Below are 18,414 nucleotides of genomic sequence, written 5' to 3'. Positions count from 1 at the left end.
CTTTTTTGCCTGATTCTCTCTCTTTATGGATTCTAAGTATTGACTTTAAACTGAGCTACACTAACTTGCAATTCTTCGGCAACTTTAAGTAACTCGCTAAAGGAATCATTGAGGTTTTGGGCATAGCCAGAGTTGGCAGTGGCTATCTCAGCTACGTTTTGAATCGTTTGGCTAGCCTGATCCGAAGTCTGTGATTGCAAAGAAGCTGATTGAGCGATTTCCCTCACCAATTGGTTAACTTGTTGGCTAGATACCGAAATATCAGTTAGCTTTTGGCGGGTTTCTTCAACCAATTGTGAACCACTGTTTACTTGTTTTGTCCCCGTTGCCATTGCTTTGATCAGGGCACTAACTTGAGCTTGGATTTCCTCGATCAACTGTCGAATTTCGGTGGTAGCTTTTGCCGAACGTTGGGCAAGTGCACGAACTTCGTTAGCAACTACACCAAAGCCCTGACCTTCCTCACCAGCTCTTGCGGCTTCAATCGAAGCGTTTAACGCTAGCATATTGGTCTGATTGGCAAACCCACTAATTAGTTTGACAACCTTCGAGATTTTTTGGGAAGCCTCTCCTAATTGCTGCACTTTTTCGGCGGTTTCAGCTACAGTCTCACGAATTGCCGTGAAGCCTTCAACTGTTCTATTCATTGCCGCATCACCTTCAATCAGCACTTGGTTCGTTGATTCCACCTTTGCTTCCGCTTGAACTGCACGCATTTCTACACCTGCGATCAATTCGGTGAGCGTATGAATTCTTGCAAGAGTCTGATTAATCGCTATTACTTGTTCTGAAGCTCCATTGGATACGTTTTCCATAGTTGGTTGATTCTTCAAAACGTTTTGAGATACTGACTGAGACGCAGATTGTACTTCTAGTACCAGCTTACTGAGGTTTCTGATAGTGGCATTATAGGAGTCAGCAATCGTGCCAATTTCATCTTCAGTGACATTAGCGCGAATAGTTAAATCACCACGACTGATTGGATCAACTTCGATCAGTAATTCCAAGGCTCGTTTTTGTAGGAATTCCTTCGCTTGACGTTGCTCTTGAATACGTGATTCTGCCTCGGTTTTAGCTGCCTCCTGCCTAGCTACCGCGATACGCTCTGCTTCTAGCTGCTTCTCAGCAATCAGCATTTCTAGCTGTTCAGCCATGTTGTTGAGCTCTTGTGACAGGGTGCCAATTTCATCACCGCGATCGCTATCAGCTAATCTTTCGGTCATTTCGCCACGACCCACTTTTTGAGTGAAACTTGACAAACGGCGCAAGGGGCTGGAAAAAGAGCCAGCAATGATTAAACCGATCGCACTAGCAATCACAATCGAAATCAAGGCGATTATATAGCCATCATTAGACAAGATGCTTAACAGTTCTTGAACTTCGGATAGAGGAAGACCCACAGAAGCAATGCCAACGGGCTTGGCAGTATCATCAAGTAGCTTACGGTGATCATAAAGAGGAGCATAAAATGTCAAGTAATTGACACCTGTAATATTCGTTTCCCCAATATATTCTTGACCTTGTTGTAGCAACGCATCCGACACTTCACGCGCCGCACGAGTGCCGATCGCTCTGGTACTATCTGCGCTTTTAGTGTTCGGATCGACATAAGGAACGTTGGTGGTGATTCGCCAATCTTGTGCAAAAATCGTTGCTGTGGGAATATTGTATCTTTTAGAAAACTTATCAACGATGCCATAGTTTCGATTGAGCAAGGCTCCCACCACAGCAGTCCCGACTACACGTCCTTTGACCTTGATTGGATATACCGCCATACTTACTAAGCCAGACTTACCCTGCTCAGTGTCGTAGGTTCCTATTGGAGCTGGCTGCTTTGATGCTATAAGCCCCTGTGTTATTTGGGGGCGAATGCCAATGTTAGCTTGCTTTTCTAATCCTAAGGCTTGTAGATCGGCTGATTTTACCAATTCAATTCCATACATCGGCTTGCCAGTCGCGATCGCATTTTTAACAATCGGCAGATTCGATAAATTGCTATTCGCTGGGACTGTTTCCTGTCTGTAAAACTGAGGAACTAATTCCTTTTGGTCTTTAGCTGCTAACGGTGGAAACTTAGAAAAATCATCATTTAGAACAAGTGCATTTCCTTCAATACTGCGACCACTGCTATCTGTGATCAACTTTACATTCTTAATCGATTCAGGATCGAGCCCTTCGCCGCTCATTTGAAGTAATGGTTGCAGAATAGAACGTTTAGGGGCTAGGGCAGTTGCATCGCTTAGATCCAAGTTAGAATCTTCAATACTTTTGGCGATCGCTTCGGCATCCTTCTTACTTTCATTGTTTGTCCAAAGCACATATTCCGAAACAAAAAACGAACCTTTCTCTTTTACTGAAGTACGTAATTCTCTAAGAGCAGCCTGTTCTGAGTATTTAACCAGTGTCTGGGTCACGATTAATACTGGCAGCCCCGAAGCCAACAATAGTACGATCGATAATTTCCAGCGTACACCCAAGCTGTTCCAAGCTTGTGAGGGCAACTTCCAAAAAGGGACTTTAGGTCTAGGCAATCTCGCCTTTGTTAACGAAATCTGTCTGTCTTCTGATGATGTTACAAGTGAGATTTTCTCTGCATCCTCAGGTGATGGCATCTCAGGTTTGTCTTTAAGTAACATAATTTTCTCTAAATCTAATGATTAATATTTAATAAAGATGGTCAGCGAAAAGCGCTGACCATCTTTGACCATCTTTAACTTAAGCAACCTTAAACTGAGATACACTCACCTGTAAATCTTGAGCAACTTGCAAAAGCTCAGAGAACGATCGTGCTACGTCTTCGGACTGCTTGGATGTATCTTCAGCAATTGCGGCAATACTTTGCATTGTCTCACCCATGTGATCTGAGGTTTTAGTCTGGGTATTCGCAGCGATCGCAATCTCGCGCACAATTGAGTTTACTTGTTTGCTCACCATCGAAATCTGATTTAGCTTTTCACGAGCATTTTGGACAAGCTTTGTCCCTGCGACTACCTGTTCTGTACCAGTTTCCATTGCTGCAACTACTTCATTAGTTTGAGATTGAATCTCTTCTACTAATTGTTCGATTTCTGCCGTTGATGTTGCCGACTGTTCCGCCAGATCTCGAACCTCTTCCGCAACCACACTAAATCCTCGTCCCTCTTCACCAGCACGGGCTGCTTCAATCGCAGCATTAAGAGCTAGTAGGTTAGTTTGGGCGGCAAAGTTACTAATCAAGTTAACAATCCGCGAAATCTTTTGTGAAGTTTCTCCCAGACGTTTGACCTTTTTCGCAGTTTCCGACACAGTTTCACGGATCTCAGAAATCCCTTCAACCGTGCGGTTCATCGCCTCGTCTCCTTCTTGCAGGGCTGATACTGCTACTTGCATTCCCTGTTCGGCTTGTTTGGCTCTATTTTCTACGCCTCGACTTGACTCAGTCATGACTTTAATTTCCTGTAGCGCTGAGTTAATCGATTCCGACTGCTTCAATGCTTCATTAGAAACCGATCGCACTGATATTTCATTACTGATAGTCGTTTGGGTTACAGATTGTGAGGCTCCCTGCACTTCAACTACTAGTTTCCGTAAGTTACGAATAATCGCGTTGTACGAGTCAGCGATCGTCCCAACTTCGTCAGCAGTTACGTTCGCCCGAATCGTCAAGTCACCACGACTAACAGGATCAACTTCCATCAATAGCTCTAATGCACGACGTTGCAAAAATTCTTTTTCTTGTTTTTGTTGTTCCGCCCGTTCATCGGCTTCTGCTCTCGCCTCTTTACGGGCATTTTCCAATCTTCCTGCTTCTTGTTGCTGAATGTCACTCAGATACTTGAGTTGCTCGACCATGCCATTGATGTTACTAGACAAAACACCTAGCTCATCTTCACTCACTACCTCAAGGCGAGTATCTAGATCGCCTAGCCCAATCTTTTCGGCCACTGTAGCCGCTTCTTGAATTGGTTTTACAGCTCGATTGGCGATAAAAGCTGCTAACAATGCTACTAATATAGTAGTAATGCCTGTTCCAGTAGCTAGAGTAATTAACAGATCGCGTTGGGGTTTAAAGGCTAAACGAGTCTCAATCGATAAGATTACGCCCAAATTGAGATTGGGCATATTCTGAAAATTAGGCAATGGGAAATAGGCTAAGAGTTGCTCTTTACCACTATCGATACTGATTTCTGTAGCAGCAGTCTTGCGGTCAATCGCAGAAGCTAGGCTGGGAAATGATTCTTTAGCTGATTTATCTAATTCTTCCTTTTCTTTGACTACAAACATTTTGCCTGCCCCATCAATCAAATGGTATTCTTCATCTTCACTAACACCATCTTTAACAACATCCTCAAGTTTTTCAATTGGTATCCTTGTCCGCACAACGCCAATAAGCTTATCTGAGCCAATTTCCTTTACAGGAGAGGATAAAAACAAGCTAACTTTTTTGGTAACGGTTGATTTCCCAGGCTGACTAATGAATGGCTTACCTGTGGATAAAGCCATTTTAAAGAAGTCACGTTCTTTGATATTTGGTGCAGGATCATCTGTAATCGTTGAACGAATTGGCGTGTTCCCCTCCAAATCCGCAAACGCAATCAGGTTGTATACGCCATAGACTTTGGCATAGTCATTCAAAATAGCTTCGCGATCGGCTAGGTTAATAACAGCTTGAGCCTTGCGATTTGTGAAAATAGGATGACTTGCCAGTACTTGAACATCGCCATAACGCTCATATATAAAGCGATTGATTTTGTTAGCGACCGTACTGATCTTTTGCAGCTGCGATTCACGAATTTGTTCATCAAGTGAACGGCTAGAGAAGTAGTAAGCTGCACTACCGATCGCGACTACAGGAATCGTACTAATCAATACTGCTAATAACGTTGCCTTGTTCCGCAGAGACAGCGATCTCCAGCCCCATTTTTTTTGTTTAGGCTCTTGAGGAATGGTTGAAAAGGCATCTTCTAGTAAGTTTTCGAGAGACTCTGCATTAGTTGCAGTAGCGCTATTACCATTTATTTCAGCATCTGCTGATTGAGGTTGGTTTTTTGGCTGATTATTTTGTGTCAACATTATTGATCCTGCTCCCTAAATATCTAAAAAGTATTTAAAAATAAAACTTGTAATTTTCAATCAGTCAAATCCCAGAAAAATTACGACAAAAGCATAACGTGGTTATGACCAGAAATTAATCTATTTACTTGCAATCTCGACAATCGCATCGCCATCAATTACTAAAAAAGTTTCCTCTGCCCCACTCAACCAATAGCCTCGACAAGCCTGCATCATAGCTGGATTTGCAAATGTGAGATCTGAAGTTTGAATTGTGGAAATATCACATTTAACTATCTGCCCCACACGCTGTACTGCAAAGCCAATTACATTATCTTGACTACGCAGAAATATAATGTGGCATTTGTCCTGAAGTTTCTCCTGCTCATATTGCTGTGCATAAAGAGGCTTATATCCTAAAAGACTAGCTAAATCAACGACCCAGATCACATCTCCCCGCCAGTTATATATGCCCATAATGCTGGGAGCTAGCCCTGAGATCGCGGTTATTTCTACCAGACTAACTTTGACGATTTCGAGTAATTGTTGAGTTGGCAGTAAAGCTTGCTGATTCGCATCCAAATAAAATGACAGAAATTGCTCAATCGCAGCGTGATACTTAGCTAGCTGAGTTGATTTTTTCTGACTGCTAATCATCTGATTTGTCATAGCGATCGCTTTCCTAATCTTTTACTAGCAACTTGATTGTACGGATCAGTTCAGCAGCATCAACTGGCTTGGTCAGATAAGCCGATGCGCCTTGTTTCATCCCCCAAAATTTATCCATCTCACCACTCTTAGTAGAACAAAGAATGATCGGTATATCTTTAGTCTCTGGCTTGTCCTTTAGGTCTCGGCACAACTCAAATCCACTTTCATTGGGTAAAACCACATCCATAACAATAGCACTGGGCTTTTGTTGGCTAATTTTAGTTCGAGCTTCATCGCCGTTCGTTGCCAAGATAGTATTAAACCCAGCATTTCTAAGACTTCCTGTAATAATCTCCGCTTGAGTCATTGTGTCTTCAACGACTAAAATCGTACTCATATAAAAATTTTCCTTTAATGTGTTATTGATTGATGATTTATTAAGGTAAATGCTTTGAATTAGTGGCTTCTCTAAGCTAATTAAGCTCAGGAATCTGCAAAAACTTGCGCAATATTTGCAAAACTTTCACAGGATCTGGTGGTTTGCTCAAAAAGTCCGATGAGCCAGCCATCTTCGCTCTTACCCGATCAATCATCCCATCTCGTCCAGTCAAAATCACAATAGGGATTTCCTGAAATGTGGTGGTTTTCCGTAAAAAAGTACATAGTTCGTAACCATTAGTGTTTGGCATCACCAAATCAAGAAAAATTAAGTCGGGCTTACGTTGCAATAAAGTACTAACACTTTGTAAAGGCTCAGTAATGCCCAGAACTTCATAGCCCAATGGTTCAAGTATTCGCTTCATTTCAACTGCTACTTGAGGGCTGTCATCAATACAAGCAATCAAACCTCGAAGTGGGACATTAATTGGCTTACTAGGCTGTTTCCAATTTGGTGATATCCAATCAGGAACTTCGCGAAAAGCTACAATTCCATCTACGACAAGAGGTAATAGCGATCGCATCACGGCAATCATCGAGCAGTGCATGATGATTGACATATCCCATAGAGTATTTTTGCCATTAACAATTTTCTTGAGAGTTTTATAGGTTTTGCTCGTGATGGCATCAGCATTTAACATCACGTCTAATTGATCTGGATTAGCCAGATAGGGCGCTAAATCAAAGGAAAACCCTTGAATCATATTCTGTACATGCGACAATCCCGCCTGTTGCCACCTTGATTGAGCTACAACAACGCTATCTAGGGTCTGGATCGTAGGCAGGGCAACGATTGGCTTAAAGGCTAAGGCTTCTAGTGGTTTCCAAGATGATTTGGGATTTTTTTGATCACTAAGACTATAAAAGACTTCATGAATACTTGACTGAATAATTGATCGAGCTTGCTCAGTAGTCAGCGAATTTTCGTGGATAGCCTGTTCAATAATTTTTAGCTCCCAAGCTTCGGCGTTAGGCTTAGCCTGTTCTAGTAATTCTTGAATATTTACATTGGGTGAATGTTGCCGAATCGCTCTAGCCAACCTGCGGACACGATGTTTGCCTCCAGTTGCATATACCAAACGTCCTAGATAAAAATATATATTCCAAGCTGGATCTGTCTCTTGGTCTCCAGTTACCAACAATTCACCAGTAGCCTGTTGAAACAGGACATGTAACTGCTTCAAATCTTGAATAAACTTAGGTTGTAATTGAATTGATGTGTCCACAAGAGCAAGTCTGGTAAGTAGCATGGATAAGCAATACTGAAAATCATAGGCAAATAGAATATAGACATATATCTTTACCACCTGCTGATATAAAGTATCTGTTTACAAAGTAATCATAAGAATCTCACTAAGTAGCTTTAGATACAGTTAAAAAAACTATTAAACAAACTTTTTACCTGAGTCTATCTTGGAAGACTGGTTTAAAGATTACTATACTATATGAATTATTCTTTTTTTCTGTGTTAAGCAAATATTTGGCAAATATTTAGCAAATTTCAATACTATTGAGATAGTCTTCCAGCAGCATTAACACACACAATCCAAAATTGTTTTCATATTTAGAACTGTTGTACTCAGCATCTAGGTTAACAAAATTCAAATTCAGTTTCATAATGACAATCGCTAGCAAATTCGCAGGAATTCTCTTTAATTAGACACACTTAATCCATTAGACAGCCAAACCCTTAAGGTTGCCCCCCCGCAGAGGCGCAGCCTTAAGGGTTTGGAATTTATTGCTTATGCCCGATTTTGGTATTTACAGAGCCTTTGGCTCTGTAAATACCAAAATCGGGTTTTTGAAAGCCCGCCCAAAGTGGCTTTCAAAAACCCGATTTTTATAATGAGAATTGCTGGCAAATTTGTGATTGTCAAGTAAAAATCAATAACTTAAAGTAGAATTTAGCCAAGGGATGTTTGTATAGAAATTTTATAAAATTTTGTGGGTTCACCTATGTATACGAATAGTCAGGAAGTACCACTAGAACAAGCGATTATTCGCTCTCCCTTAACGATCGCTGCAAGTGCAACTGTTGCCGACGCGATCACCCTGATGAGTGTAGGCCGACAAACTTGCAATTTATTATGTGAGATTGACTCAGAAACAAATTTGCAATTAGCACATGCCCAAAACAGTTGCATTTTAGTAACTGAAGGAAAAAAATTAATTGGCATTTTGACTGAACGTGACTTGGTTAAGCTATGTGGACAAAATGCAAATCCTGAAACTTTAGTCCAAAATTCGGCGCAAACTCTTCTCGAAACTGCGATCGCGGAGGTAATGGTATATCCAGTTCAAGCGCTGTTGGAGTGGGAATTTACCGATATACTTGTGGCGATTAATCGCTTTCATCGCTATCGAATTCGACATTTGCCCCTAGTAAATGATCTCGGTGAAATCGTTGGATTGCTCACCCATGAGAGTTTACGGCAATTACTTCGTCCCATTGATATGTTGCGTTTGCGTCAGGTTAAGGAGGTCATGATTACTCATGTAATTTATGCAGATTCTACAGCTTCGGTCGCACAGATTGCCAACTTAATGCTGGAACAAAAAGTTAGCTCAGTAGTGATCATAGAAGAGGGAGATAATGGCTTATTGCCTATAGGAATTTTAACTGAGGGCGATATCGTTCAATATCTTGCTTTAGAGTTAGCTCTGGTGACAACATCTGTACAACTAGTAATGAGCTTTCCAGTTGCTACAGTCAGTCCAGATGAGACGCTTTGGACAGTGCGAGAAATAATGCAAGAACGGATGATTAATCACTTAATCGTGACTAATGCAGATGGAACAATGGAAGGTATCATTAGCCAAACTGATTTGCTCAATACCCTTCAGCCTACCGAGATTTATAAATTAGTCTCGACGCTAGAAACAAAGATGTCTCGACTAGAGCAAGAGAAACTAGAACTACTTGAAAGTCGCAATAAACTGTTAGAGAGCCAAGTGCAAGCAAGCACATTTGCCCTAGCAGACAGTAATAATATGTTTCGTCAATTCGCTGAGAATAATCGTGGAGCAATTATTCTTCGTGAATTTAGCTCTGGGAAGGTAGTGTATGTAAGTCCTCGATATTCTGAAATTTGGGGACACTCAAGTGAGTATTTATATCAAAATCCAGAAGTTTGGATGCAATCTATCCATCCTGAAGATATTGATAAAGTCCTTCAGCTTTATAAATTAACGGTTAATAGTGGATTCTTTAGTGATGAGTATCGAATTATTCGTCCTGATGGCACTATTCGATGGATATGGGGGCGCTGCTTTCCCTTAAAAAATGCTAATGGAAAAATTGAGCAAATGGCTGCTATTGCTGAAGATATTAGCGATCGCAAGATTGCAGAAATAGCTTTAAGGGAGAGTGAACAACGCTTAAGAGCAAGCGAATCTCTCTTGAGCGCCATGTTTGAACAGTCGCCAGTGGGTATGGCTATTACAGATACAAATGGTCATTTCATTCGTACTAATCCCTGCTATCAAGAAATGGTCGGCTATTCTGAAAATGAATTGCAATTAATGCGATTTACTGACAACATGCTGCCTGAAGATATAGAAGATAATTTGCGACTGCGTAGTCAAGTCTTGTCTGATGAAAGTGAAAGCTATCAAATGGAAAAACGGCTTTTTCACCGAAATGGGGAAATGATTTGGGTACGAACAACTAGTTCTAAAATATTGGATGAAGTTGGTCAGCCACCACTTTTTGTCGGGGTCATCGAAGATATTAGCGATCGCAAACAAACTGAAAAATCTTTAGCTAGTGCAGAGATAGAACGACAAGAAGCGATCGATGAGCTATATCAACTCAATCAACAATTGGAGTCAAGAGTTGCGCAACGTACTCAAGAGCTTCAGGATACCAATCAGCAACTAAGCGTGGCTAATAGTGAGCTTGCTAGAGCGACTAGACTAAAGGATGAATTTCTTGCCAATATGAGCCATGAACTTCGGACTCCGCTTAATGCTGTGTTGGGGATGTCTGAAGGTTTGATGACGGGAGTATTTGGAGATTTAAACGAGCGACAGATGCGATCGCTATCCCTAATCGAAACTAGTGGTCGGCATTTATTAGAATTAATTAATGACATTTTGGATGTAGCCAAAATTGGAGCAGGTAAATTAGATCTAGAGCTTAGTTCCGTAGCGATCGAATATCTCTGCAAATCTAGCCTAAACTTTGTTAAGCAAATCGCTAATCAGAAAAATATTCAACTCAAGTTGTCTATCAATCACAGCATCAAAATGATCACAGTTGATGAACGACGGATGAGGCAAGCTTTAATAAATCTGCTTAGCAATGCGGTCAAGTTTACACCTAAAGGGGGGAAAGTTTGCTTAGAAGTTAAGCTACAAGCATCAGAAACAACAGAGCTAAATGCTGAATACTCTTATACAATGGTCTTCTCAATTATTGATACAGGTATTGGCATTTCTCCAGAAGATATCAGTAATTTATTTCAAGCTTTTGTGCAGATCGATAGTAGTCTAAACCGACAATATTCTGGTACGGGGTTGGGGCTTACTCTCGTTAAGCAGCTTACAGAATTACATGGTGGCTATGTGAGTGTTACTAGTCAAGTTGGTGAGGGTAGTTGTTTTTCGATAGTTTTACCCTATACAGAATCGATTGAATTAGGTCAATCAGATAAAGCTGAGCCTCCATTAGATTCCTTCGATCAGAATCTTAAACAAGTAAGCAATTTAGGGAATAATCTAGCTGTTAATCCTTTGATTTTGCTAGCAGATGATAATCCCATTAATATTGAGACTTTCTCTAATTATTTAACTAGTAGAGGATATCGGCTGATTTTTGCATCTGATGGTCAGGAAGCAATCAATATGACGATCGCCCAAAACCCTGATCTGATTCTGATGGATATTCAAATGCCAGTAATAGATGGAATTAGCGCAATTGAAACTATACGAGCAAATCCTGATGTAAACAATATTCCCATCGTGGCTCTCACAGCTTTGGCGATGGCAGGCGATCGCGAAAAATGTTTAGCTGTTGGTGCGAATGAATATCTCGCTAAACCTGTGCAACTATCTCATTTAATTACAGTTATTCAGAAACAGCTTCTAAAGACTACATAAATAGCTACGCTTATCATTCAAAACCAAACCCAGAAATTTTTTGAAAGTGTTGCTTTGCAACACTTTCAAAAAATTTCTAGTGGTTCGTTTGATCGATAATTGCTGTAAAAACAAACTATTGCCAAGTTTGGCGAAATGCCTTGACAACTTGATCCATCCCAACCGATCGCGAAGCTTTGAACAGAATGCGATCGCCACTTTTAACTTTTTCTAAAAGCGTCTGGGTGATATCGTCATAGGACTGACAGGCGATCGCATATTTCAATGAACCATTAGCTCCTGCCAAAATCGCATCCGCTTCGCCATCGGTCAAGATAATCGCGCCTTCAATTCCTAAGTTACTGATCGCTTCACCAACTTGACGATGCAATTGAGTAGACATCTCCCCCAATTCTTTCATTGTCCCTAAAACAGCCCAATGACGCTTTGCAGGCATATCAGCTAGTTGGCGTAGAGCGGCTAACATTCCTTCAGGGGAAGCATTATAAGTCTCATCAAGAATCATCACATCTTGAGGCAACTCGTATACCTGCGCTCTACCAAATGGCAGATCGAGTTTCCCAATACCTTGAATTGTCCGAGCCCAATCGAGATTTAAGGCTCTGAGAACTGCTAGACCTGCCAAAAAATTTAAAGCATTATGGCGACCTGGTAAGGGCAAGTCCCAAGTTAGACCTTCCACATGTAACTGAGTATCAATTAGTTCACCATTGATATCCCCAATACCTAAGCCATAGGTGATTATTTTACCTTGCCAAACTTTGCTGGCACTTTCTAGTAAAAGGGGATTACTAGCATTTAAAACTGCCGTGCCAGTAGGTGAAGTCTCTGCTAAAAGTTCGCATTTAGCTTGAGCGATCGCTTCTCGCGAACCCAATCTGCCAATATGTGCGGTTCCCACATTAGTGATTACGCTCACCGTTGGCAAAGCCGTTTTGGCGAGGCGTTCGATTTCGCCTAGACCACGCATCCCCATTTCTACAACTACAAAACGATCCAGCTCAGGATCAATCGACAACAAAGTTTGCGCCACACCAATATCATTATTATGGTTAGCCTGACTCTTGTGAACTCGCTGATCAGGCTCAACATAGCTAGCCAACATACTGGCAATAATTTCTTTAGTAGTAGTTTTTCCCACTGAGCCAGTAATCGATACAACTGGGTGTAAAAACTGCGATCGCCACCAGCGGGCTAGATCTTGATACGCCGTGATTATATCGTCAACTGCTAAGACTGGTAAACCGACTGCGGCAACCGAGCTAGCCCATTCATGGCTGACGAGTGCGGCTACTGCTCCTTGGGCGATCGCTCTTGCCACAAACATATGACCATCAAAGTTCTCGCCAGTTAAAGCTACAAATAACTCTCCACCTTTGAGTTTGCGGCTATCGGAAATAACGCCCCTTATCTCTATGTTGTTTTGCGCGTTTTCGTCAATATTGGCAACCGTTGCCGAAGTAATGGCGATCGCTTGGCTAATCGTACAAATACAGGTCATGCTTAATTTTTTCTGTTCGTAGCTGTTCTGCGCTTCGGATGGCAAACTCAAATCTGGTACAAAAGTCACAGGTTTCGCAACTTTTGTACCAAGCTTATAGGTTTAATATTCTAAGCTTTATTATTATCGGGCTTCGGGCAGCACATCATCACCAAACATTTCATTCAAGGTGGTGAGATATGGCTCGAACTGGTGAACATGTTCTTCGCTAAGATAATTTTGCATTTCTTGAGAAAGTAGTCTTAACAAAGTTCGCACTAGTTCCCAACTAACTTTTAACGGTGGATAGAGCATAATACAGAGGGGGAAAAGCTCTTGCTGAATTGAAGCAACGCTTTTTTCGAGAACACATAGACAGAGATAAACCTGAAACATCTCAATATCGCGCAAGCTGGAAATGCGAATTTGAGGTGAGCTCAGCACGCCGTTATAGCACTGATAGTCTGAATGCATAATCAGTGTTTTTTGAGAAACTTGCCTTGCAATTTCACTAGTTAATGTAAGCAAATGACGCACTGATTCTAGAGCAATGTCATCATAGTCTAGATTTCCAGCTGCTTCGTAGCATCTTTGCAAGGGCATGTAGAGATGATCGTCTATGACTTTGAAGTAAGAGTTGACCATCAATTTTTCGAGTGGTGGGAGTGAGTCGAGAAGTAACTGCCCACTGTAATGAAACTGCATACTCACAAAGCCGATCGCCCGCGCATCAACCGATGTGTATTTTTTGCGAATCTTACCGACGTTTTGAGCGATCGCTACTGAGAGTTGTCCAATTGTTGGCAGATGAGTATGACTCGCTAGACTCAACGTTTGCCCATTTGTGTTCAAGTCTATCTCTAAAAGCCGATTATCAGCATTCTCTGTATAGACCTTTAGAACCTGCTCTAACATAAAACGTGAATCTGTGGCGATTTCCCAAGGATCGATTAAATCTGCGGAAATACCATGGGATTGCAACTGCCCCATTAATAAATTTTCAGTCTTAGCCCAAGCCTGAGCACTAGAGAAGCGCAGAGATTGCAGTAGGTTTTTAGCTGTAGCTTCACGCCTCTGTGGTGATAAGATTTCTTCTAAATTATTAGATTTAATATCCTGCTTAGTGGAATCCGCTTGCAGATTTTGAATATACTTCTTAGCCCAAATATTTGCCAGAGTAGGAACAGGAGCACTTGCCGCGTTGTGAAAATCCTCTGCCAGATTATCTGCAAGGGTATGTCTAATCATTTGGACTCCGAAAGTAAAATTTTTTGTTAAATTAGACACATTATATTTCGTGCGCCTAAAAATAGTTAAGGTTTAGTTAAAAACACTTATTAGAATTAAGCTTCTACTCAAAGCCCAAAGAAGAGTTGTAGCGCTTTGCGCTACAACTCTTCTTTGGGCTTATGTCTTAACTAGAGTAGCTATTTAAGTGGGTGCTTGCTCTTAGATTGTTCTATTTAAGTTTAACTTCTGATGATTGATGTAATGGTAACTGCGTCGTTACATAGGTTCCATCGTTATTGAACAAATCACAGGAAATTGGCAGACGACTAATATTCTTGTTGCTGCCAATTACAACGATCGCTGATCCTTTGAACAGCTTTTGGTTTGGATCAGGGTTGATTTCAAACTTTTGATCGTGGCTAACGGCAATCACGTTTACGCCATAGTGACCACGCAGCTTTAGTTCTAGAATTGTTTTCCCATCAAACTCTTCAGGAACCATCACTTCGACAATACTGTTATCTGGATCGAGTTCAAAGCGTTCTAAAATGCCTCGTTGAGTCAGCGATCGCGCTAAAGCTCTTCCCATTTCTGCTTCAGGATAAACGACTAGATCCGCACCAACTTTTTTGAGCAAAGTACCATGTACTTCAGATGAAGCCTTGGCAACAACATGCTTCACTCCCGCTTCCTTCACATTAAGTGTAGTGATAATACTCTCTTCTAAAAAATTGCCGATCGCAACAATCACCGTATCAATTTCGAGAATGCCAGATTCTTTGAGTGCGAGTGGATTAGTGGAATCTAATTGGATACAATGCGCCGCTAGGTTATTGGCACGTACATGACTGACACTCTCTTCATCTTTGTCAGCAGCTAAGACCTCATGCCCTAAGCGATCAAGGGTCGAGCATACCGATCGCCCAAATCGCCCTAAGCCAATCACGGCAAATTGCTTATTCTCGTGGCGCAGACTGCGAAAAAAGCTTAAAGAAGATATATCCACAAAATTTTCCTGTATTCCTTACGGTGATTTAATTTTACACATTGCTAAAGACAGAGCGAAGCTCTGTCTTTAGTCGTTCAACCTACCAGCATCGACTCTTGAGGGTATTTAATCAAACTAGGACGGGTATCAGTAAAGATTGCTGCCATCAATAGTAATACGCCAACCCGACCGATATACATCGTGGCAATGATTACAAGGCGACCTGCTGGTGAGAGCGCGGAGGTAATCCCCGTTGATAAGCCAACTGTACCAAAAGCTGAAGTTGCTTCAAATAGGATATTTATAAAGCCTATATTGCGATCAGTTAGGGATAGTAACCCTGTCGAACAAATTACTGTAAATAATGAACCCACTGCGACACCAACAGCTTTTAAGATCAGACCATTTGGTACTTGCAGCTTATAAAGATTGATTTGATCTCGCCCCTGTAATGCTGCGCCTGTACAACTAGCTAAAATCCTCGCAGTTGTGGTTTTAATCCCACCGCCTGTGCCTCCAGGACTTGCACCAATAAACATTAGGGCGATCGTGATAAATATCCCAGTTACAGTCATTTTGCCATTGTCAATCGTATTGAAGCCAGCCGTGCGCGTAGTAACCGACTGAAACCATGCACCGACGATCTGATCAAACAGTGGCAATTTACCCAATGTTTCGCTATTACTAAACTCTGTAAACCAGAAAAATATAGTTCCAAATAGGAGTAAGGCAATGGTTGTGCTTGTGGCTACGCAGAAGGTTAGGCTAAAGGAGATGTAATCGCGATCGCGTGAAAATTTTGTTCTTAACCACAGATAACCCTCCAAAATAACTTGATAGCCGATGCCACCAAAGATAATCAGTAAGCCAATAATGATACTGACCATCGGTGAATTCACATAGCCCATCAAATTATCGGTGAATAGGCTAAAACCAGCATTATTAAAAGCATTAACACTATGAAAAATTGATTGCCAAACACTTTCCGTAAAGCTCATTTTTTGGCTAAAGATGGGCATTAGGGCAAATACCCCTGTCAATTCAAATAACATGGTCACGGCAATGATCGACTTAACTAATTGCAGACCGCTACGAATACCATTGGTATCTAATGCGGACTGCAAAGTCACTTTGTCCCTTAGGCTAAATCTACGTCCAATCAGCAATAAGAGGATAGTAGTTGCGGTCATATAGCCCAAGCCGCCTACTTGAACTAACAATGTCAGGAACAGTTGTCCCCAGAATGAATAAAATTTACCGACATCAACTACAGATAAACCTGTTACGCATACAGCAGAAGTAGAGGTAAATAAAGCGGTGATCAGATCTGACCATGTGCCGTTACTAGATGATATCGGCAGCATTAGTAAAAATGTCCCAATTGATATGACAGCCACGAATCCAAGACAAATTGTTCTAGCTGGGTTCACGTTGATTCCGCAAGTATATCCGTGAGTTACAAAATTAATTCTATAGCGATCGTTGGAAATAGCGACGACACAAATTTTTGCGGCGGCACAAAATAAAGATTAGAGGCGGCGCAAAGCGCCGCCTCTAATCTTTATTTGTGGTTAACCATACCCAATGACAGAAGGGCAACATTAGATAAGAGTGTTACGATCGCTATTATGCAAATACAGGGTAAATACAGGGACTGAAACTAATGAAATACTACACATTTGGCAATAATTTTCCCAACGGCGGCGGCGGTGGCGATCGCTGGTCAGGTGTGCGTTTTTGGCTAACAACTATGCTTGTTTTTTGGGCTTTTAGTGCGATCGGGCTAGGTTGGCTAGTTAACTCGTTTTTCATTTTGATTGGTTTCATTACAGTCGTCCCTGTCGTCGCCTTTTTTGGTTTGCAATGGTGGATTAAACGCAGCATCGTGACAGCAGATTGTCCTATATGCGACACAACTTTTAATGCCTCAAGGTCAAGTCAGTTTCAATGTCCTAACTGTGGTGAACCTTTGCAAGAGCAGCAAAATAAATTTGTACGGCTTACCCCACCAGGTACTATCGATGTTGATGTCCAAGTTGTCGAATGAGTACATCCTCCTGTTTTGGATCATTTTTTAGAAAGGAAAAGGATGCGCTTCGCGCATCCTTTTCCTTTCTAGGTATAAAATACTGTTAGCTCTATATTTAGCGTTTAGCATAGGATGTCACCATGCCCTTGATTGCAACCGATAAAATTGTCAAAGACCTAGAAAAGGCAGGCGCTTTAGCAATGCGCGTTCCCCCAGAAGGCGGATATGAAGGTCGCTACCAACTTAGACTGAAGAATGCGGGTTATGACATTTTGTTCATTTCTGCGCGTGGTTTAGGTGATGTGAATAGCTATCTCACTGGAGTTCATGGTGTGCGTCCTTCTCACCTTGGCAAAACCGAGATTCGCACATATTTCATCCCACCCGCGATCCAGTTTCGCCTCAATGCTTTACCTCCTAAAGCTAAGGGCTTAGTTGTGTGGCTGATCGAGGGTAAATACCTATCTAAGGAAGAACTTGAGACTTTAAGCCAGATTCCCGATCGCGATCCCAGAGTAAAAATCGTGATTGAAACAGGTAGCGATCGCCAAGTGACTTGGCAACCACTCAAACAAGCAGTTGCTGCTTAGCAAAAAAAGGAGTCGCGAAGCGACTCCTTTTTTTGCTTTTGATGCGGATGAAACACCGATTGATGAGACTAAATTAAAAAATGGTGCTAAGGCATGGCGATTTTCCTGAGACTCTGGAACAGTTGTTAGAAAAATCATAAAAAATGTTTGTGATATATTGCCCTTATCAATACAACAAAATCTTATGGGACAACTGAGTACCGCCGAACTACCCCAAGCCTTATTGAATCTATTCACAGAAATTCAGCAGACCAAAACACCCCTAACAGTGTTTCATAATGGCAAGCCTTGGGTAATTATCTATCCTGCCACGCCTCAAAAACAACGCCCAGCTTTTGGGAGCTTGAAAGGAAGCGGAGAGATTGTGGGAGATATTGTTATGCCAGCATTGCCTGAAAATGTATGGGAAGTACTTCAGTGAAACTACTGCTGGATACTCATATTTGGCTTTGGTATCAACTTGGTGACGATCGCCTATCGCTACAGCTACAATCCGCGATCGCCGATTCATCCACTGAGCTTTAGCTTAGTCCAATTAGCATTTGGGAAACCTTACTACTTGCTGAAAAAAAACGTATTTCTTTGAAACCTGAAGCAAGAATCTGGATAGGATTAGCGTTAAATAACTTAGAAACTCGTGAAGCAAACTTAAATCATGATATTGCACTTTTAAGCCGCCAGATCGAGTTACCGCATCAAGACCCTGCCGATCGCTTCATCGCTGCTTCAGCTATTTTCTATGAACTAACTTTAGCAACTGTCGATCAAAATCTTGTAGGTTGTTCTTGGTTACCAACAATGAGTTAGGGTGAAGTGTTGAAAATCGCGAAAAAAATTCGATCTCGCAGGCGTGAAGAGGGATGGTAAAGGAGTGGCA

Annotated in this window: 13 protein-coding genes and 1 pseudogene; 5 read left to right on the top strand and 9 right to left on the bottom strand. The window is 41.5% G+C overall.

What is annotated here, in order from left to right; all coding sequences use genetic code 11:
- Positions 1 to 32 precede the first annotated feature (32 nt).
- The 5 genes from PseudUWO311_RS01310 to PseudUWO311_RS01290 all read right to left on the bottom strand — a co-directional run bounded on the left by PseudUWO311_RS01310 (position 33) and on the right by PseudUWO311_RS01290 (position 7,370).
- Entirely contained in the window at positions 33 to 2,636 is a 2,604-nt protein-coding gene (locus PseudUWO311_RS01310) for a methyl-accepting chemotaxis protein (RefSeq protein ID WP_142653289.1), read from the bottom strand.
- A 79-nt stretch (positions 2,637 to 2,715) separates the two neighbouring features.
- Positions 2,716 to 5,052: a methyl-accepting chemotaxis protein gene (locus tag PseudUWO311_RS01305; protein ID WP_142653288.1), complete on the bottom strand. Its 2,337-nt coding sequence runs from the start codon at positions 5,050 to 5,052 to the stop codon at positions 2,716 to 2,718.
- A gap of 120 nt (positions 5,053 to 5,172) precedes the next feature.
- On the bottom strand, positions 5,173 to 5,700 hold the full coding sequence (locus PseudUWO311_RS01300) for a chemotaxis protein CheW (RefSeq protein ID WP_142653287.1): 528 nt from the start codon (positions 5,698 to 5,700) through the stop codon (positions 5,173 to 5,175).
- A 13-nt stretch (positions 5,701 to 5,713) separates the two neighbouring features.
- Complete coding sequence (locus PseudUWO311_RS01295) at positions 5,714 to 6,079, bottom strand: response regulator transcription factor (RefSeq protein WP_142653286.1); 366 nt, start codon at positions 6,077 to 6,079, stop codon at positions 5,714 to 5,716.
- A 76-nt stretch (positions 6,080 to 6,155) separates the two neighbouring features.
- Entirely contained in the window at positions 6,156 to 7,370 is a 1,215-nt protein-coding gene (locus tag PseudUWO311_RS01290; protein ID WP_142653285.1) for a response regulator, read from the bottom strand.
- A 706-nt stretch (positions 7,371 to 8,076) separates the two neighbouring features.
- Here PseudUWO311_RS01290 and PseudUWO311_RS01285 point away from each other — a divergent pair.
- Entirely contained in the window at positions 8,077 to 11,220 is a 3,144-nt protein-coding gene (locus tag PseudUWO311_RS01285) for a PAS domain S-box protein (RefSeq protein WP_142653284.1), read from the top strand.
- A gap of 115 nt (positions 11,221 to 11,335) precedes the next feature.
- Here PseudUWO311_RS01285 and PseudUWO311_RS01280 read toward each other — a convergent pair whose 3' ends face one another.
- The 4 genes from PseudUWO311_RS01280 to PseudUWO311_RS01265 all read right to left on the bottom strand — a co-directional run bounded on the left by PseudUWO311_RS01280 (position 11,336) and on the right by PseudUWO311_RS01265 (position 16,348).
- Complete coding sequence (locus PseudUWO311_RS01280) at positions 11,336 to 12,790, bottom strand: UDP-N-acetylmuramoyl-tripeptide--D-alanyl-D-alanine ligase (RefSeq protein ID WP_263402883.1); 1,455 nt, start codon at positions 12,788 to 12,790, stop codon at positions 11,336 to 11,338.
- Between the two features lie 54 nt (positions 12,791 to 12,844).
- Positions 12,845 to 13,948 carry a hypothetical protein gene (locus PseudUWO311_RS01275; protein WP_142653283.1) on the bottom strand — a complete coding sequence of 368 codons (1,104 nt, stop codon included), beginning with the start codon at positions 13,946 to 13,948 and terminating at the stop codon, positions 12,845 to 12,847.
- A 211-nt stretch (positions 13,949 to 14,159) separates the two neighbouring features.
- Complete coding sequence (locus tag PseudUWO311_RS01270) at positions 14,160 to 14,936, bottom strand: potassium channel family protein (RefSeq protein ID WP_142653282.1); 777 nt, start codon at positions 14,934 to 14,936, stop codon at positions 14,160 to 14,162.
- A 77-nt stretch (positions 14,937 to 15,013) separates the two neighbouring features.
- Positions 15,014 to 16,348, bottom strand: coding sequence for a TrkH family potassium uptake protein (locus tag PseudUWO311_RS01265; protein WP_142653281.1), 1,335 nt, complete (start codon positions 16,346 to 16,348; stop codon positions 15,014 to 15,016).
- A gap of 233 nt (positions 16,349 to 16,581) precedes the next feature.
- Here PseudUWO311_RS01265 and PseudUWO311_RS01260 point away from each other — a divergent pair, with 233 nt between their 5' ends.
- From PseudUWO311_RS01260 to PseudUWO311_RS24780, 4 genes and pseudogenes are all read left to right on the top strand, one after another.
- Positions 16,582 to 16,965, top strand: coding sequence for a hypothetical protein (locus PseudUWO311_RS01260; protein WP_103666872.1), 384 nt, complete (start codon positions 16,582 to 16,584; stop codon positions 16,963 to 16,965).
- Positions 16,966 to 17,087: 122 nt separating this feature from the next.
- Positions 17,088 to 17,537: an NAD(P)H-quinone oxidoreductase subunit N gene (locus PseudUWO311_RS01255; protein ID WP_103666871.1), complete on the top strand. Its 450-nt coding sequence runs from the start codon at positions 17,088 to 17,090 to the stop codon at positions 17,535 to 17,537.
- 184 nt (positions 17,538 to 17,721) lie between these two features.
- Positions 17,722 to 17,958 carry a type II toxin-antitoxin system Phd/YefM family antitoxin gene (locus PseudUWO311_RS01250; RefSeq protein WP_142653280.1) on the top strand — a complete coding sequence of 79 codons (237 nt, stop codon included), beginning with the start codon at positions 17,722 to 17,724 and terminating at the stop codon, positions 17,956 to 17,958.
- Positions 17,955 to 18,344 (top strand): annotated as a pseudogene (locus PseudUWO311_RS24780) (type II toxin-antitoxin system VapC family toxin). The gene PseudUWO311_RS01250 and the pseudogene PseudUWO311_RS24780 overlap by 4 nt, the downstream one beginning before the upstream one ends.
- Positions 18,345 to 18,414 lie beyond the last annotated feature (70 nt).

Origin of the sequence: Pseudanabaena sp. UWO311 (assembly GCF_006937785.1) — a bacterium.
Lineage (GTDB): Bacteria > Cyanobacteriota > Cyanobacteriia > Pseudanabaenales > Pseudanabaenaceae > Pseudanabaena.
This window is presented reverse-complemented; position numbering and strand designations above follow the sequence as displayed.

Coding starts and splice junctions, on each gene's coding strand:
- PseudUWO311_RS01310 (WP_142653289.1), bottom strand. CDS start 2,636: ATGTTACTTAAAGACAAACCTGAGATGCCATCACCTGAGGATGCAGAG.
- PseudUWO311_RS01305 (WP_142653288.1), bottom strand. CDS start 5,052: ATGTTGACACAAAATAATCAGCCAAAAAACCAACCTCAATCAGCAGAT.
- PseudUWO311_RS01300 (WP_142653287.1), bottom strand. CDS start 5,700: ATGACAAATCAGATGATTAGCAGTCAGAAAAAATCAACTCAGCTAGCT.
- PseudUWO311_RS01295 (WP_142653286.1), bottom strand. CDS start 6,079: ATGAGTACGATTTTAGTCGTTGAAGACACAATGACTCAAGCGGAGATT.
- PseudUWO311_RS01290 (WP_142653285.1), bottom strand. CDS start 7,370: ATGCTACTTACCAGACTTGCTCTTGTGGACACATCAATTCAATTACAA.
- PseudUWO311_RS01285 (WP_142653284.1), top strand. CDS start 8,077: ATGTATACGAATAGTCAGGAAGTACCACTAGAACAAGCGATTATTCGC.
- PseudUWO311_RS01275 (WP_142653283.1), bottom strand. CDS start 13,948: ATGATTAGACATACCCTTGCAGATAATCTGGCAGAGGATTTTCACAAC.
- PseudUWO311_RS01260 (WP_103666872.1), top strand. CDS start 16,582: ATGAAATACTACACATTTGGCAATAATTTTCCCAACGGCGGCGGCGGT.
- PseudUWO311_RS01255 (WP_103666871.1), top strand. CDS start 17,088: ATGCCCTTGATTGCAACCGATAAAATTGTCAAAGACCTAGAAAAGGCA.
- PseudUWO311_RS01250 (WP_142653280.1), top strand. CDS start 17,722: ATGGGACAACTGAGTACCGCCGAACTACCCCAAGCCTTATTGAATCTA.